This window comes from Rossellomorea arthrocnemi (genome assembly GCF_904424705.1).
GTDB classification, from domain to species: Bacteria; Bacillota; Bacilli; order Bacillales; family Bacillaceae_B; genus Rossellomorea; species Rossellomorea arthrocnemi.
This window is the reverse complement of the sequence record NZ_CAJGBF010000002.1, coordinates 466,166-481,845: the sequence shown is the minus strand read 5'-3', so window position 1 is coordinate 481,845 and position 15,680 is coordinate 466,166. Positions and strand designations below refer to the sequence as shown.

At 44.1% G+C, this 15,680-nt stretch carries 18 protein-coding genes and 1 other annotated feature; of the genes, 16 read left to right on the top strand and 2 right to left on the bottom strand.

The annotated features are described in order from the left end of the window. Positions 1-80: 80 nt before the first annotated feature. The 14 genes from mreC to pheA all read left to right on the top strand — a co-directional run bounded on the left by mreC (position 81) and on the right by pheA (position 11,350). Complete coding sequence (gene mreC / locus BAA9072_RS05415) at positions 81-959, top strand: rod shape-determining protein MreC (RefSeq protein ID WP_201713636.1); 879 nt, start codon at positions 81-83, stop codon at positions 957-959. Beyond that, positions 956-1,477, top strand: a complete 522-nt coding sequence (gene mreD, locus BAA9072_RS05410; RefSeq protein ID WP_201713635.1) for a rod shape-determining protein MreD — start codon at positions 956-958, stop codon at positions 1,475-1,477. The genes mreC and mreD overlap by 4 nt, the downstream gene beginning before the upstream one ends. Before the next feature lie 84 nt (positions 1,478-1,561). Next, positions 1,562-2,242, top strand: a complete 681-nt coding sequence (gene minC, locus BAA9072_RS05405) for a septum site-determining protein MinC (RefSeq protein WP_201713634.1) — start codon at positions 1,562-1,564, stop codon at positions 2,240-2,242. 1 nt (position 2,243) lies between these two features. Then, positions 2,244-3,047: a septum site-determining protein MinD gene (gene minD, locus BAA9072_RS05400; RefSeq protein ID WP_201713633.1), complete on the top strand. Its 804-nt coding sequence runs from the start codon at positions 2,244-2,246 to the stop codon at positions 3,045-3,047. 235 nt (positions 3,048-3,282) lie between these two features. Beyond that, positions 3,283-4,059 carry a M23 family metallopeptidase gene (locus tag BAA9072_RS05395; RefSeq protein WP_201713632.1) on the top strand — a complete coding sequence of 259 codons (777 nt, stop codon included), beginning with the start codon at positions 3,283-3,285 and terminating at the stop codon, positions 4,057-4,059. Beyond that, positions 4,052-4,918, top strand: a complete 867-nt coding sequence (locus BAA9072_RS05390; RefSeq protein WP_201713631.1) for a M50 family metallopeptidase — start codon at positions 4,052-4,054, stop codon at positions 4,916-4,918. The genes BAA9072_RS05395 and BAA9072_RS05390 overlap by 8 nt, the downstream gene beginning before the upstream one ends. A gap of 117 nt (positions 4,919-5,035) precedes the next feature. Continuing rightward, entirely contained in the window at positions 5,036-6,472 is a 1,437-nt protein-coding gene (locus BAA9072_RS05385; protein ID WP_230980773.1) for an Rne/Rng family ribonuclease, read from the top strand. Between the two features lie 67 nt (positions 6,473-6,539). Next, positions 6,540-6,618: a sequence feature (ribosomal protein L21 leader region), on the top strand. A gap of 12 nt (positions 6,619-6,630) precedes the next feature. Beyond that, the gene (gene rplU, locus BAA9072_RS05380) at positions 6,631-6,939 is read left to right on the top strand and encodes a 50S ribosomal protein L21 (RefSeq protein ID WP_034757222.1); all 309 of its coding nucleotides are present in this window, start codon (positions 6,631-6,633) and stop codon (positions 6,937-6,939) included. A gap of 11 nt (positions 6,940-6,950) precedes the next feature. Continuing rightward, the gene (locus BAA9072_RS05375; RefSeq protein ID WP_201713629.1) at positions 6,951-7,286 is read left to right on the top strand and encodes a ribosomal-processing cysteine protease Prp; all 336 of its coding nucleotides are present in this window, start codon (positions 6,951-6,953) and stop codon (positions 7,284-7,286) included. Between the two features lie 12 nt (positions 7,287-7,298). Continuing rightward, positions 7,299-7,589, top strand: a complete 291-nt coding sequence (gene rpmA / locus BAA9072_RS05370) for a 50S ribosomal protein L27 (RefSeq protein ID WP_044339518.1) — start codon at positions 7,299-7,301, stop codon at positions 7,587-7,589. A gap of 367 nt (positions 7,590-7,956) precedes the next feature. Next, a complete protein-coding gene (locus BAA9072_RS05365; protein WP_201713628.1) occupies positions 7,957-8,490 on the top strand; it encodes a Spo0B C-terminal domain-containing protein in 534 nt (177 codons plus the stop codon). Between the two features lie 32 nt (positions 8,491-8,522). Continuing rightward, positions 8,523-9,809, top strand: a complete 1,287-nt coding sequence (gene obgE, locus BAA9072_RS05360) for a GTPase ObgE (protein ID WP_201713627.1) — start codon at positions 8,523-8,525, stop codon at positions 9,807-9,809. A gap of 142 nt (positions 9,810-9,951) precedes the next feature. After that, the gene (locus BAA9072_RS05355) at positions 9,952-10,407 is read left to right on the top strand and encodes an ACT domain-containing protein (protein ID WP_201713626.1); all 456 of its coding nucleotides are present in this window, start codon (positions 9,952-9,954) and stop codon (positions 10,405-10,407) included. Positions 10,408-10,477: 70 nt separating this feature from the next. Continuing rightward, positions 10,478-11,350, top strand: a complete 873-nt coding sequence (gene pheA, locus BAA9072_RS05350) for a prephenate dehydratase (RefSeq protein ID WP_201713718.1) — start codon at positions 10,478-10,480, stop codon at positions 11,348-11,350. Positions 11,351-11,414: 64 nt separating this feature from the next. Here the strand turns inward: pheA and BAA9072_RS05345 are convergent, their stop codons facing one another. After that, the gene (locus tag BAA9072_RS05345) at positions 11,415-11,957 is read right to left on the bottom strand and encodes a transcription repressor NadR (RefSeq protein WP_201713625.1); all 543 of its coding nucleotides are present in this window, start codon (positions 11,955-11,957) and stop codon (positions 11,415-11,417) included. Between the two features lie 58 nt (positions 11,958-12,015). Continuing rightward, entirely contained in the window at positions 12,016-13,152 is a 1,137-nt protein-coding gene (locus tag BAA9072_RS05340; RefSeq protein WP_201713624.1) for an IscS subfamily cysteine desulfurase, read from the bottom strand. 124 nt (positions 13,153-13,276) lie between these two features. On the opposite strand from BAA9072_RS05340, the gene nadB reads away from it, so the two are divergent. Both nadB and nadC read left to right on the top strand, forming a co-directional pair. Further along, positions 13,277-14,866: an L-aspartate oxidase gene (nadB, locus tag BAA9072_RS05335; RefSeq protein WP_201713623.1), complete on the top strand. Its 1,590-nt coding sequence runs from the start codon at positions 13,277-13,279 to the stop codon at positions 14,864-14,866. Further along, the gene (nadC, locus tag BAA9072_RS05330) at positions 14,835-15,680 is read left to right on the top strand and encodes a carboxylating nicotinate-nucleotide diphosphorylase (RefSeq protein ID WP_201713622.1); all 846 of its coding nucleotides are present in this window, start codon (positions 14,835-14,837) and stop codon (positions 15,678-15,680) included. Before nadB ends, nadC begins: the two co-directional genes overlap by 32 nt.

The window sequence follows — 15,680 nt, the reverse complement described above, 5'->3', positions numbered from 1 at the left end:
ATATTTTGACGAATGATATCAAAAATAAACGATTTTTGATATAGTATTTACTAGAATGAGAAAAGGTTGAGGTGTACATCATGCCACAATTCTTCCTGAATAAACGTTTGATCATTCTGCTCGTCAGTGTCATTGTCCTAGTGGGATTAATCGGATTTTCATTGCGTGACCGGGATAGTATCAGCTGGCCTGAGCAGTTTGTGAAAGATATGGTAGGATTCGGACAGTCTTTGGTTTCAAAACCTGTCAACTATGTAGCCGGAGTTGTTGATAATATTCAAGATCTTCAAAATACATATACGGAAAACGAAAAGCTGAAAACGCGTTTGGATGAGTTAATCAAGCTTGAAACAAAGGTGAAAGACCTGAAACAGGATAACGATGAATTACGGGCGGTCCTGGATAAAAAGGAAAATCTTCGTGCTTATAATACGGTTCAGGCAACTGTCATTGCAAGAAATCCCGAACAGTGGCAGGAACTCATTACCATCGATAAGGGTGAAGTGAACGGGATCCAATCTGATATGGCCGTGATCTCTTCAGCGGGATTGATCGGAAAGATTAAAAGTGTCAATGAATTTTCATCTACGGTCGAATTAATTTCGACCAATAATACCAAAAACCGGATTTCCACTGTTATCCAAAGCAAAGAACAGGATATAAATGGCTGGATTGAAGGGTACGACAGCAAGAAAGAAGAAATTTTAGTGAAGCGGATTTCCAACGATATGAAGGTTGAAAAAGGATCTAAAGTAATGACCTCAGGACTCGGCGGAGTGTTTCCTAAAGGATTGGTCATTGGGGAAGTGAAGGAAGTCAAGCCGGATCAATATGGATTGACACAAACGGCATACGTGAAGCCTGCCGCAGATTTCTATCATTTGGAGCATGTCATGGTCATTGATCGTGATATACAAGGCGTAACGGAAAAAGACGCGGTTGAGGAGGAAGGGCAATGATCAGCAGGTTCCTTCTTCCTTTCATGACCGTGCTTTTCTTCTACAGTGAAAGCTTATTTGTACATCTCTTTCCCAGTGAAGAATGGTTTGATCAGAAAATCATCGTTCCACATTTCCTGATTATAGTGCTGTTCTTTATTTGTGCGTTTTATCAATACCGCACCGCGCTTATTTACGGATTCATCTTTGGCTTCTTATTTGATATTTATTACACTGAAATCAACGGGATTTACCTCGTGTTATTCCCGTTTGTCATCTTTTTATCACACCAGATGATGAAAGTGTTACATAATAACCTCTTTGTTTTAGGGATCATTTCCCTTGTGAATATTTCTGTTTTAGAGTTCCTGGTCTACCAGATCAATCTGATTATCAAAAGAACAGATTTGACGTTCATGCAATTTGTGGATTGGCGTTTGTGGCCGACGTTGGTCCTGAATGTCCTGTTTTATTTCATTCTTGCATTTCCATTTAGAAACTACCTTCTGACGAAACGGAAAGAGTGGTTGGATGAATAAATTCAATTAGTCATTTTTTCATAAAAAGAGGAAATGACACTGCTTATGTCGAATTTATAGACGACTGAGGTGAAAAATTGCGACATGAATAAGAAGCCAAATGTGATGATAAAAGGAACAAAAGAAGGACTGACTCTTCATCTCAACGATCAATGCTCGTTTCACGAGTTAAAGAAGGAGCTGGACGATAAGCTGTCTGCCCAATACCGGGAAACAGAAGGTACTCCCCTCTTAACGGTCAATATTCAAACAGGTAATCGTTATCTAGCAGAAGATCAAGTAGAAGAGTTAATGGATATTGTAAGACAAAAACGCAATTTAGTTGTAAATGAAGTATGGAGTAATGTGATTACAAAGAATGATGCAGAGAAACTCATAGATGAACGAAATATCGAAACCCTTACAGGGGTGATCCGTTCGGGACAGGTCGTGGATGTATCCGGCGACATCCTCATTGTGGGAGATGTCAATCCCGGGGGGAAGGTCCTCGCTGGAGGTAATATTTACATATTGGGTTCATTAAAGGGGATTGCTCATGCCGGCTGCAAAGGAAATCAGGAGTCTGTCATCGTGGCATCGAAAATGGTTCCATCCCAGCTCCGGATTGCAGATTCCCTGAACCGTGCACCTGATCGGGTGGAGGAAGAGGATGACCGGGAAATGGAATGTGCGTATGTGGATGAAAGTGGACAGATTGTTGTCGACCGATTACAAGTTTTGAAGCATCTTAGACCAAATATTACTAGTTTTAAAGGAGGAAGCTAATGTGGGTGAAGCCATAGTTGTTACTTCAGGTAAAGGTGGAGTGGGAAAGACGACTACTTCTGCCAATGTTGGTACAGCATTAGCTCTACAAGGCAAAAAGGTTTGTTTGATTGATACGGATATCGGCCTCAGAAACCTGGACGTGGTGATGGGACTCGAAAACCGGATCATTTATGATCTAGTGGACGTGGTAGAGGGAAGATGTAAAATCCATCAAGCCCTGGTGAAGGACAAGCGTTTCGAAGACAAACTTTTTTTACTGCCGGCTGCACAGACCAGTGATAAATCCGCTGTAAATCCTGAACAAATGAAAAAGCTGGTACTAGATTTAAAGCAAGACTATGATTATATCATTATTGACTGTCCTGCAGGAATTGAACAGGGATACAAGAATGCCGTAGCAGGTGCAGATCGCGCAATTGTCGTGACCACTCCTGAAATTTCGGCTGTACGGGACGCGGACCGGATCATCGGTTTACTGGAGAAGGAGAATATCGAGCCACCAAAGCTCGTGATTAACCGTATCCGGAACCATATGATGAAGAACGGTGAAATGCTGGATGTGGATGAAATCACAACACATCTTTCCATCGATCTTCTTGGAATCGTGGCCGACGACGAAAATGTGATTAGATCATCCAATAAAGGTGAACCAATCGCTCTTGATTCGACAAGTAAAGCTTCCATTTCTTACCGGAATATTGCGAGACGGATCCTGGGTGAATCGGTCCCGCTTCAATCCTTGGAAGAAGAAAGAACAGGAGTCTTTATGAAAATTAAAAAGTTATTCGGTGTGAAAGCCTAAAGATTACCCCGGTCCCGGTAGGACGCATGATGCGTTTTGCCGGGACTTTTTTATGTACTCCATGAATATTCTCCCGGGACAAGTCATACATTGTAGCAAAACATGTGTAATGGAATCCAGGTATGGATCTGACACCCACTTGCCCACCTTCAGGAATAGACCCAGCCCCTCTTGCAGAGTGAAGAGAATCAATGATTGGTTATAAAACAATACCTTATAAAAAGGAATGGTGTACATGGGGAATCGAGCGGATGAAATACGTAAACGAATAGCAAAACGAAAAAAAATGGGGAGTTCCGGGCCCGCTGAGCATCCTTCTTACTTCCTGCCGACGGATGAGGAGCGCTATGGATTGGAGCGCCAGACAAGCTTTGAAGGCGGGCCACCGCCGGAAGGGGGTCATCCTCTTTTTAAGAAAGAAACCTTTATGCTGAAGGTTCTTGGTGCCGGGATCATGGTATTGGTGACGGCCATCATGTTCAAAAGTCCTTCTCCGGTATTCAATGATGCCAAGTCCGTTGTCATGAAAACGATGGATACGGAGTTCCAATTCGCCGCCATTTCCACCTGGTATGAAGATCAGTTCGGTAAACCACTTGCCTTATTGCCTGCAAGTAATGCGGACAAAGAATCCACTTCCGCACAAGGGGCTGAATATGCGCGGCCAGCTTCCGGGAAAGTCGTTGAAAATTTCAAGACAAACGGTCAGGGCATCATGCTTCAGACGGTTCTTGGAGAGGATGTGACAGCTATGAAGGGAGGTTTGATCATTTTTGCAGGGAAAAAGGAAGAGCTTGGAAATACTGTGGTCATTCAACACGCAGATCAATCAGAATCCTGGTACGGTAATTTGGAGTCCGTCGATGTAAAGCAGTATGAATCAATAGAAAAAGGTTCTCTTGTTGGAAAGGTTTCCTCCAGCAGTCAAGACGATGCTTCAGGAGAGTTTTATTTCGCAATTAAAATGGGTGGTGAATTCATCGACCCGATACAGGTGATGTCATTTGACTAATATCATTTCACTATTGAAGAAGTTTTACGTACATCCTTTGCTATGGCTTGTGATCGGGATTGCTATTTTGACGGCCCATTTTTTTGAACTGGTCCTGCTTCTCTTCATCATCACCATCCATGAATTGGGGCATGGATTAATGGCGCAGTCCTTTTCCTGGAGGGTGAAGAAGATCGCTTTGTTACCGTTTGGAGGGGTTGCTGAGATGGATGAGCACGGTAACCGTTCGTTAAAAGAAGAGTTCTGGGTCGTTGCGGCTGGTCCGCTACAGCACATTTGGCTTACTGCGCTGGGGTGGGGCCTCATGGAGATGGGAGTGATCAGTCAGGCTTCTTTTTCACTTTTTTTTCAGTTGAATATGATGGTGTTATTGTTTAACCTCCTACCGATCTGGCCACTGGACGGAGGGAAGATGATTTCTCTCCTGCTTGCCACGAAATTTAATTATTTGAGAGCGTATGAATACACGCTCCTCTTTTCGTTTGGATTATTATTGCTGTTCCATCTGATTGTACTCGTAACCGCTCCCCTCCACCTGAATTTGTGGATCGTTCTTTCTTTCCTCTATTTCTCCCTTTGGGTGGACTGGAAGCAGAGGCGGTATGCGTTTATGAAGTTTTTATTAGAGAGATATTATGGGAAGAGTCATCAATTTGTTCAATTACGTCCTTTACCAATCGAAAGCGAAGATTCCATTATTACGGTAGTGGAACGGTTTCAGCGGGGGGTGAAACATCCCCTCGTGGTATTTGAAAAAGGAGTCGAAGTGGGCAAGCTCGATGAGAATGAGCTTCTCCATGCTTTCTTTGCAGAAAAGATGACATCGGCGAAAACGAAAGATCTTCTTTACCTTTATTGACGAATGGAGACGAACTGTATAAAGTAAGGACATACTGTGAAAAAAGGGTTGAATCCAACCCTTTTTTCTATTGGTTGAGGCATCCATTATAGAAATGAGGGTTCCGGTTTGGAAGAAATGATTGTACACGGTAAAAGCAGGGAAAAACGGTGGGTACACCGTTCACATAATGAAATCATCGGTTTATATACATACCCGCCTGAAGAGGAAAGCTTAACGGGCAATCTTTACTTAGGAAGAGTCGTCAAGGTCCAAAAGGGGCTAGGTGCGGCCTTTATTGATTTCGGGCAAGGGAAGAATGGCTATCTCCACGAAAAGGATTTTCCGCAAAATGTAAAAGCCTATCATGAGGGGAGCGATCCAAAGCCGATTGGAAATTGTGTCCATGAAGGGCAAAAAATCATCGTTCAGGTCATGAAGGATGAGATGGGGACGAAGGGTGCCAGGCTGACGGCAGTCATTGAAGTGAAAGGCGAACATATGGTGTATATGCCGAAAGGGTCCTATGTCGCGGTATCCAAAAAAGTGGATGATGAGAATCGAAGAGTATTAAGACGATTAGGGAATGATTGGAAAGGTCCGGAAGAAGGCATCGTGATGCGGACCAACGCGGCAGGTGTGAAGGAAGACGTGTTACAGGAGGAGCTGACCCACTTGCGTTCCCTTTATGAACGTCTAGAGAAAGTTTCCCTGAGGGCAAAGTGTCCGTCCCTCTTATCCCGCCAGGAAACCTTTTATGAAGAGCTCCATGAATATCTGAAAAAAGGTGAGGGAGGGAGAATAGTCTTTGATGATTATGACAGCCTTCTTCAGGTGGAAGGAATGTGCGGAACGGGAATCAGAGAAAAGTGGGATTTCGAGCTTTATCAAGGTTACGAGAATATTTTTAAATATTATCACGTTTTTTCTGCATGGGAAGATGCATTAAAAAATATTGTGTGGCTTTCGAACGGGGCGTTTCTTGTTATCGAATCAACAGAAGCCATGACGGTTGTGGATGTCAATTCCGGCAAATTCACAGGAATTTACAATTTGGAACAAACTATCCTGCAGACGAATAAACTTGCGGCAAAGGAAATGGCGAAACAGCTGACCATCCGAAACCTAAGCGGGATGATCCTGATCGATTTCATTGATATGAAGGAGGAGAGCCAGCGCCTGGAAGTGACGGATGTACTTGCTGAAGCACTTGTCTCTGATAGACAGCGCACAACGATCGTTGGGTTCACAAATCTTGGAATCCTGGAAATAACACGTAAGAGGACCCGTCAGCCCCTCGCAGCATCCTTGACACGACCGTGCTCGGTATGTCATGGTACCGGGAAAGAAATGAGTCCGGAAACGATGGCCTTTCAACTTGAACGGGAGCTGTGGGAATCTGAAGGAATCGACGGTTCTCGAATTGAAGTGGAAGCCACACGGGAAGTCGCGGATGTGTTTGCAGGGAAACAGAGCATTCATCTTCATAGGCTCCAAAACGTATTAAATAAAAAGATCATTATACAGGAAGTCATCCACAATCATCCTTATTACCGGGTAACGAAGATTATATGAATTTCTTGAATGTTATTGACAGTACATTGAATTATATGATAGGATTCTAATGTTATTGATTGTAGCACCCGTGCTACAACCGCTCATTACAGGTACAAAAGTGTGGAGCGATCCAACACCTGTCATTGGCGAGTCTGAGTTTATAAGGAGGTGCGATTATGTACGCAATTATCGAAACAGGTGGTAAGCAAATCCGTGTAGAAGCTGGTCAAGCAATCTACATCGAAAAGCTAAACGCTGAGCAAGGCGATACGGTAACTTTTGACAAAGTTCTATTCGTTGGTGGTGACGATGTGAAAGTAGGAAGTCCTTTAGTGGATGGAGCTACTGTAACAGCGAAAGTTGAAAAACAAGGCCGCGCGAAAAAGCTTGTAGTATTCAAATACAAAGCGAAAAAGAACTACCGTCGTAAGCAAGGTCACCGTCAACCTTACACTAAAGTTGTCATTGACGAAATCAACGCGTAAGGCGTGATGACATGATTAACGTTTACGTAGAGCGTTCCCCCATGAAAAGAATTCGTTCTTTCTCCATGGATGGACATGCTGATTTTGCCGAAAATGGGCAAGACATTGTTTGTGCAGGTGCTTCTGCTGTTTCATTCGGCAGTATAAATGCCATCATGGCCTTAACCGGTGTAGAACCGGCCATCGAGCAATCCTCTGATGGTGGATTCCTGCGCTGCGTCATTCCTGATGATCTTCCGGAAGAAACAGAGAGCAAGATACAGCTGCTTTTAAACAGCATGCTTATCAGCCTCCAAACGATTGAAAGAGACTATAGTGATTTTATTAAAATAACCTTCAAAAAGTAGGAGGTGGAACAGATGTTAAGATTAGACCTTCAGTTTTTTGCGTCCAAAAAAGGAGTAGGTTCGACTAAGAATGGTCGTGACTCTATCTCAAAGCGCCTTGGTGCTAAGCGTGCAGACGGTCAAATGGTTACTGGTGGATCAATTCTTTACCGTCAACGCGGTACGAAAATTTATCCAGGCCTAAACGTCGGCCGTGGCGGCGACGATACACTTTTCGCTAAAACCGACGGTGTTGTTCGTTTCGAACGCATGGGTCGTGACAAGAAAAAAGTGAGCGTATACCCAGTTGCGAATGAAGCTTAATCGCATATCTTTAACGAAAACTCTAACCGACTTTCGGTTAGAGTTTTATTTTTATCAGGGGTATGTGTGTCGGTTCGGATTTTGATGAGTCTTTAGGCGGGATTTATATAGAATTTTGGGTTGGTTTTACTGAATTGGAGATAATTTTAGAAATAAGGAGTAATTGAAGGAAAAGCAGTTGTTCAAAGCGATTTATTTTCAACTTTGCCCCTTTATTTTCAAAACAAAGGATTTATTTTTAATTCCATAGAATATCCATCCTCCCAACCGTTTTTCCTCCACCACACCAATTTTACAGAAACAATATACGCATCACTCCCATCTTTGATATACTTACATGTAGCACTTAAAGTATAGGAGTTAGATTATGAGCAAAAATTGGGGTGTAGTCGAGGCGTTAAGGCATGCTCGCCACGACTGGATGAACGACTTGCAATTAATTAAAGGGAATCTGGATCTTGACCGTGTGGAGCGGGCAAAGCAGGTGATCGAGGAAATGGTCCTTGTCGCACAAAATGAGTCGAAGTTATCGAACTTAAGGCTTCCGCTATTGGCAGAATGGATCCTAACCTATAATTGGTCAAGACATTTGATTAAGCTGGATTTTGAAGTACTTCAATCGGAGTCGGCACACGGGCTTGAAGATCGGAGACTTTACGACTGGTGCAAGGAGTTTCTGGAATTCCTTGAATCAAATGTAATGAACAATGTAGAAAATCAATTATCCATCTTACTGGACATTACAAAAGAACATTCCCGTTTTATATTTGATTTCACAGGTATACTAAAGAGTACATGCGTGGTAAAAGACTGGATTAAGAATCAAAGATCAAACGGAGAAAATATAGAAATAGAACAACTTCAAGAAGAGGTTCTTGTCATTCATGTAGTTGCCCGATAAGGCGATTGCACGGATAAGTTAGGAGTGAAAGTATGTTTATAGATCAGGTCAAGGTTTATACAAAGGGCGGTGACGGCGGAAACGGTATGGTCGCCTTCCGTCGTGAGAAATATGTACCGAAAGGTGGTCCCGCCGGAGGAGATGGCGGCCACGGAGCTGACGTTATTTTCGAAGTGGACGAAGGGTTAAGAACCTTGATGGATTTCCGCTATCAACGTCATTTCAAAGCACCTCGTGGTGAGCATGGAATGAGTAAGAATCAGCATGGACGCAATGCTGAGGATATGGTTGTAAAGGTTCCACCCGGGACAGTTGTGAAAGATGATGATACGGGTGAAACGATTGCAGACCTGGTACAACATGGTCAACGTGCCGTGATTACAAAAGGCGGGCGTGGAGGACGGGGGAATTCCCGATTTGCAACACCAGCCAATCCAGCACCTGAGCTATCGGAAAAAGGGGAGCCGGGTCAAGAGCGATATATCGTCATGGAATTAAAACTACTGGCTGATGTTGGTTTGGTAGGATTCCCGAGTGTTGGGAAATCCACATTGCTTTCCGTTGTTTCAGCAGCCAAGCCGAAGATTGCTTCCTACCATTTCACAACCATTGTTCCGAATCTTGGAATGGTGGAAACAGGGGATGGAAGAAGCTTTGTCATGGCCGACCTGCCGGGGTTAATTGAAGGAGCCCATGAAGGTGTTGGACTTGGTCACCAATTCCTGCGCCATATTGAACGGACTCGTGTTATTGTTCATGTGATCGATATGAGCGGCATGGAAGGAAGAGATCCGTACGAGGATTATCTGACGATTAATGAAGAGCTTAAGCAGTACAATCTCCGTTTAACGGAAAGGCCACAAATCATTGTAGCGAATAAGATGGACATGCCGGATGCAGAAGAGAATCTGAAGATCTTCAAAGAGAAGATGCAGGAAGATTATCCTGTCTTCCCAATCTCGGCGGTAACCAGACAAGGTCTAGCTGAGTTATTGTATGCCGTGGCGGATAAAGTGGAAACAACTTCTGAATTCCCGATCCATGAAGAAGAAGAGACAGGTATTCACCGTGTTCTTTACAAGCATGAAGAGGAAGAAAGAGAATTCGAAATCACGCGTGATCCTGATGGTACATTCGTGGTGAGCGGTGCGAAAATTGAGAGATTGTTCAAGATGACGGACTTCTCCCGGGAAGATTCGACAAGACGTTTTGCGAGACAGCTTCGCTCTTACGGTGTGGATGAAGCCCTTCGTGAACGAGGAGCCGAAAACGGTGACACGATCCGCTTGTTGAAATATGAATTTGAATTTGTAGATTAAGTTTCATCCTGTATCTATTCAGACGAAAAAGCAGGTGGCGGCTGATATCGGCTGCCACCTGTTCTACAATAGAAAGTGAAAGCGGTTTTCAGGCGTGGCGTTTTGCCTGACCTCTTCAGCTAGACAATTGGAGGAAAAGTCATTGGGGAAAAAATTTCAAGAAGGCAAGTTTTATTTAGTACGTGAAGACGTACTGCCGGAAGCGATGAAGAAAACCCTGGATGCAAAAGAATTGATCGAGAGAGGTAAAGCGGATTCGGTCTGGGAAGCGGTTCATCGGGTGGATTTAAGCCGAAGTGCCTTTTATAAATACCGGGATACAGTGTTTCCTTTCCACACCGTGGTGAAGGAACGAATCATCACGCTGTTCTTTCATTTGGAGGACCGGTCAGGGACCTTGTCTCATTTATTAAGTGAAACAGCTAAGCATGGCTGCAATATATTGACGATCCACCAGACGATACCGTTACAGGGAAGAGCAAATGTCACACTCTCCATAAATGTGACAGACCTCACGATTGGATTGGAAGATTTACTCTCAAAGCTCCGTCGTTTAGAATTTGTGGAGAAAGTAGAAGTATTAGGTTCTGGAGCCTGATGCTTCTTTTTTTATCAGAAAAATCTTCCCCTTTGATCATATCCGTGTTAGAATGTTCAATAAATTTCATATGAACGAGAGGAAGATCAGAGTGAAGATTGCATATTTAGGACCCGAGGCTTCCTTTACAGATTTAGCCGTCAAGCGGGCTTTCCCGGAAGAAGATACCGTTTCATATGTGACGATTCCCGATTGCATCGAAGCGGTGATAGAGAATGAAGTAGATTATGCCGTTGTACCTTTAGAGAATGCCCTGGAAGGCTCAGTACATATTACGGTGGATTATTTATTTCATGAAGCCAATTTAGCGATTGTAGCTGAATTGACGTCCGCAATTCAGCAGCACTTAATGGTACATCCTGCTTGGAGTGACAATAAAGAATCAATCGGGAAAGTCCTTTCCCATTCCCACGCGTTGGCCCAGTGTCATAAGTTTTTACATAAACAGTTTCGTGGGGTACCACTGGAACAGACGACGAGTACGGCTGCAGCGGCTAAATTCGTGAGTGAGAATCCTGACATGTTCCTGGGGGCAATAGGAAACGAACTGGCAGCTGAAAGATACGGATTGAATATCCTACATGAAAACATACATGATTTTGCCTATAATCATACTAGATTCATCGTCTTGCATAAATCCGCCGATCCATTGTCCCTAACCCAGGAAAAAAGGATGGAGAAGACGACTTTGATGGTCACTCTTCCAAAAGATCGCTCGGGGGCACTCCACCAGGTATTATCCACCTTTGCCTGGAGACAACTGAATTTGAGTAAAATTGAATCAAGGCCGCTGAAAACTGGGTTAGGAGATTATTTCTTCCTGATTGATGTGGCTCACGAAATGGATGACGTCCTTCTTCCGGGAGCGATCAGTGAAATGGAAGCCCTCGGATGCAAGGTGAAAATGATTGGAACGTATTCTTCTTATTTTTTGGATAATTGAAAATGAAAAAGGCAGATTCCAATCGTGGAATCTGCCTTTCCTTTTAGGTGCTTGGAGGGGCTTTTCAGTTAAAAGATTGGATAAGGAATCCCGCATCTTCGAGGGCTTTTTCTGCCTTATCAAGGGTCTGTTCCGTTTGGGCCATTAATGTATGTAAATGAACACCATCTGTTAGCTCGGATAGAAAGGAAGCGCCAGTCTCTTCGATTTTGTGCATGAATTGTTCTACCTCTTTACGGTTTGAAACCATGATCGAAGCCGTTAGATCGCCGTAAACACCGTGTTCGATCTTTACATCTTTAACGGTCACGCCGTGATCGACAAGTAAGAAGAGTTCTTCTTCTGACCGATCAGGTGTATGCTGGCAAGCAACCGTCCGTTCAACCATCATATCCTGATTCGAGGCAGGCATATACAAGTAGCCCTGACTCGTCGCAATGATGGGTTCCCCTTTCGCTTTCAGAAGGGTGATATCACTTACGATCACCTGCCTGCTGACATTGGTCTGCTTGGCGAGCTCTCCCCCTGTGATCGGGGCAAGTTCCGTCATTAGTTTATCGAGGATCCACTTTCTTCTTTCATCCCCAAGGATTTTTTTTCCTGTCAAAGGTATCTCCTCCGTCCCCAATTGATATAGGAAATCATACCACAACCTGCTATTCAAGTTAAGGATATATATGAGCGGAATGTATGTTGTGCAAGGTATTAGCCAAAGCCCCGGCCTGTTCTTCCCGTGTATCCCTTCCAAACGAAATCCGGATAAATTCCTTCCCTGCCCTTTGATTGACTCCCATACTTGCAAGTGTTTTAGACATGCCCTGTAACCCTGCACTGCAAGCACTGCCGGTGGAGATGCTGATTCCCTGCCTGTTGCATTCAAGCATGAGCCATTGCCCCTCCAGTCCGTGAATACCAAGACCAATGACATGTGGCAGTTGTGCATCCTCCGGACCTTGATAAATGGTGTATTGACCGGGCAGATGTACTTCCAATTGTGATAAAAAATGTGCTCTCAGGTCCATATAATGGGTTGGTGCAAAGGATTGTTGACAACGATCGGCAGCTGTTACAAATCCTGCTATTCCGGGAAGATTCACCGTTCCCCCCCTGAATCCATCTTCATGAGTCTGTCCCGGTATCATCGGATTAATATCGAGTGCCGGGTTGATATAAAGAGCTCCGACCCCTTTGGGACCGTAGATTTTATGAGATGAAAGGGTGAAGCTGTCGACCACGGTAGTGTATTCCTTAATGTCTGTTTTCCCAAAGGATTGAACCATATCACTGTGAAGCAGGATATCACGGTTGCTCAGTAGATTCTTAATGGAATGAAGTGGCTGGATCGATCCAATTTCTCCATTGACGTGTCCGATGCTCACGACGGTCGTTTGTTCGGAAAGGGATTCTTTTAACATTTGAAGATCGATTTGCCCTTGAGAATTCAAAGTGATTTTCGTAACTGTAAAGCCCAGCAGTTGAAGGAAATCGGCAGAGGAATGCAGGGAAGAATGCTCGGCACCTCCGATGATAATGTGTTTTCCTTTTGTCTGTCTGCTTAAGGCAAGTGTAAAGAGAGCCAAATGGTTCCCTTCCGTTCCTCCTGAGGTGAAGTAGATGCCTTTAGAAGGGACACCAAGCATGGCAGCCAATTTTTCTCTGCACTTTGTAAGGAGTTGTTGTGCTTTCCCTCCAATATCGTGAAGGCTGCTCGGATTGCCCCAGAACTCTTCACTTACGGTCCGAAAGACGTGTAAACTCTCCGGGTCTACTGGGGTTGTAGCAGCATAATCAAAATAATTCATTATATAACCTGCCTTTATTGGGAATTGTCTGAATATATGAGTCTTGTAAAAAACTCTTGTCATTAGTTTAAATATGTGTAAATATATGTGTCAAGACACCTGTAAATAATCAGGAGGGTTTTTGATGAAAAAAACCGAAATAATCATCGTTGGAAGTGGCGTTGCCGCCTTGCAATTGGCACGCCGACTTCAAGATCAATTCTATGTGATGATTATCACAAAGGACAAAATTGAAAGTGGTAACTCTTACCTCGCTCAAGGCGGGATTGCAGCACCTTTAGGACGGAAGGATTCTGTCCGTGCTCATTTGAAAGATACATTGGAAGCAGGGCGCTATCACCAGGATGAAGATAGTGTGAAGCAACTCATAGTGGATGGCAAAAGGATCGTGGAGACCCTTGTGGATGAGGGGGCACCTTTTGATCGAAATAAGGATGGAAGTCTTTCACTCGGGATGGAGGGTGCACATTGTGAACATCGTATCCTTCATAGTGGTGGAGATCAGACGGGAAAATATTTAGTGAAGCATTTATTGAAATCCCTTTCAGGGGATAAGGTAGCATTCGTTCAGGGGGAAATGGTTTATGAGCTTGTAAAGGATGAGATGGGCCGTTGCTGCGGGGTGAAAACAAAGGATAAAGATGATGCAATCCGCTATTACTATGCTCCCCATGTGGTTCTCGCCACGGGTGGAATCGGTGGGTTATATCCGTCTACATCCAATCATCCTGCGGTGACGGGAGATGGGATGGCTCTTGCTTTTCTTGCAGGGGCTAAGCTTTCAGATATGGAATTCATTCAGTTTCATCCGACACTGCTTTGGTCGAACGGGAAAACATGCGGTCTCATTTCAGAGGCGGTAAGAGGGGAAGGTGCCCTTCTCCTGAACGACCTTGGAGAAAGGATCATGGAGGGAGTTGATCCCTTAATGGAACTTGCCCCCCGTCATATTGTGGCAGAATGCATTTATAAGGAACGTCAAAAGGGAAGAAACGTGTACCTGGATATTAGTAGAATAAAAGATTTCCAAGAGAAATTCCCTTCGATTTCCACGCTTTGTTTTAACCATCAAATTTCCATCGGGGAAGGGAGGATCCCAGTTTCCCCTGGATGTCATTTTATGATGGGAGGAATCGTGACAGATCGAGTGGGGCGGACCAATATTCCAGGGCTGTATGCCATTGGAGAGGTTGCATGCAGCGGCATTCACGGTGCGAATCGCCTGGCGAGTAATTCATTACTGGAAGGATTAGTGTACGGCGAGCGCCTGGGGGAATATTTGATTCATAATGGTGTCAGCCATTCCTCTCATATCCATTCTTCCTGCCCCAGCTTAAAAGAGGGGGAGCCCTTATCTATTTCCTTTCAGCCTCATGCTTTAAAAAAAGGAATGATGGATTATGTTGGGATTATCCGGAACGAAGAAGGCTTGCTCACACAATTAAGATGGTTAAAAGAACAGCCGCTTACATTCCATGAGCTTATCGATTTTAATTCACGTGAAGAAATTCACACGTATTTTATGTGGATCGTAAGCCTGCTTGTTACAGAATCTGCTTTATTAAGAACGGAAAGCAGGGGAGGTCACATCAGGTCAGACTTCCCCAATGAAGATAATGATAGTTGGTTGAAACGAAAAATGATTCTACAAAACAAAGAGGGACGATTGAGGGTGGAATATCATGAACAAAATGAAACTAAAATCTATGCTTGAAGCGTTTTACCAGGAAGACCTGGGAGATGGTGATTTGTCATCTGAAATCTTGTTCAGGAATGGTGATGAAGGCTCCTTTTCCTTTCATATGAAAGAAAACGGTATTTTTTGCGGGAGAGATGTGGTGGAAATCGGATTCACCCTATTCAGTCCTTCAGTAAAAGTGCAGATGTGTGTTGAGGATGGGGAATGGGTGAAGGAAGGAAAAAAGGTTGCTGAAATCAAAGGTCCGATGGGGGATCTCCTTCAGGCGGAACGGGTTGTACTTAATCTGATTCAGCGTATGAGCGGGATTGCAACGGAAACTTACCGTGCCGTTGAACAGGTGAAAGGCAGTGGTGTCCGGTTGTGTGATACACGGAAAACGACGCCGGGCCTCCGGATGCTAGAGAAGTATTCTGTAAGGAGCGGGGGCGGATTCAACCATAGGAATGGTCTCTATGATGCGGTCATGCTGAAGGATAATCATATTTCCTTTGCCGGATCAATCACCGAGGCCTTAAAGCAGGTGAAAAGTCAGATCGGTCATATGGTCAAGGTGGAAGTGGAAATTGAAACGAAAGATCAATTATTGGAAGCGATTGATGGCGGGGCCGATGTCATCATGTTTGATAACTGCACACCGGATACAATCCGGGAGTGGCTCTCCCTTGTGCCTTCTCATATCGTGACAGAAGCATCAGGAGGGATCACAAGGGAAAGTCTTCGTGCTTATGCGGAGACCGGTGTTCATTATATCTCCCTCGGGTACTTGACACATTCAGTGAAATCAATAGATATCAGCGCAAGAGTAAGAATAGCGAAAGGGGTATGA

Coding starts and splice junctions, on each gene's coding strand:
- mreC (WP_201713636.1), top strand. CDS start 81: ATGCCACAATTCTTCCTGAATAAACGTTTGATCATTCTGCTCGTCAGT.
- mreD (WP_201713635.1), top strand. CDS start 956: ATGATCAGCAGGTTCCTTCTTCCTTTCATGACCGTGCTTTTCTTCTAC.
- minC (WP_201713634.1), top strand. CDS start 1,562: ATGAATAAGAAGCCAAATGTGATGATAAAAGGAACAAAAGAAGGACTG.
- BAA9072_RS05395 (WP_201713632.1), top strand. CDS start 3,283: ATGGGGAATCGAGCGGATGAAATACGTAAACGAATAGCAAAACGAAAA.
- BAA9072_RS05385 (WP_230980773.1), top strand. CDS start 5,036: ATGATTGTACACGGTAAAAGCAGGGAAAAACGGTGGGTACACCGTTCA.
- rplU (WP_034757222.1), top strand. CDS start 6,631: ATGTACGCAATTATCGAAACAGGTGGTAAGCAAATCCGTGTAGAAGCT.
- BAA9072_RS05375 (WP_201713629.1), top strand. CDS start 6,951: ATGATTAACGTTTACGTAGAGCGTTCCCCCATGAAAAGAATTCGTTCT.
- rpmA (WP_044339518.1), top strand. CDS start 7,299: ATGTTAAGATTAGACCTTCAGTTTTTTGCGTCCAAAAAAGGAGTAGGT.
- BAA9072_RS05365 (WP_201713628.1), top strand. CDS start 7,957: ATGAGCAAAAATTGGGGTGTAGTCGAGGCGTTAAGGCATGCTCGCCAC.
- obgE (WP_201713627.1), top strand. CDS start 8,523: ATGTTTATAGATCAGGTCAAGGTTTATACAAAGGGCGGTGACGGCGGA.
- pheA (WP_201713718.1), top strand. CDS start 10,478: ATGAACGAGAGGAAGATCAGAGTGAAGATTGCATATTTAGGACCCGAG.
- BAA9072_RS05340 (WP_201713624.1), bottom strand. CDS start 13,152: ATGAATTATTTTGATTATGCTGCTACAACCCCAGTAGACCCGGAGAGT.
- nadB (WP_201713623.1), top strand. CDS start 13,277: ATGAAAAAAACCGAAATAATCATCGTTGGAAGTGGCGTTGCCGCCTTG.
- nadC (WP_201713622.1), top strand. CDS start 14,835: ATGAACAAAATGAAACTAAAATCTATGCTTGAAGCGTTTTACCAGGAA.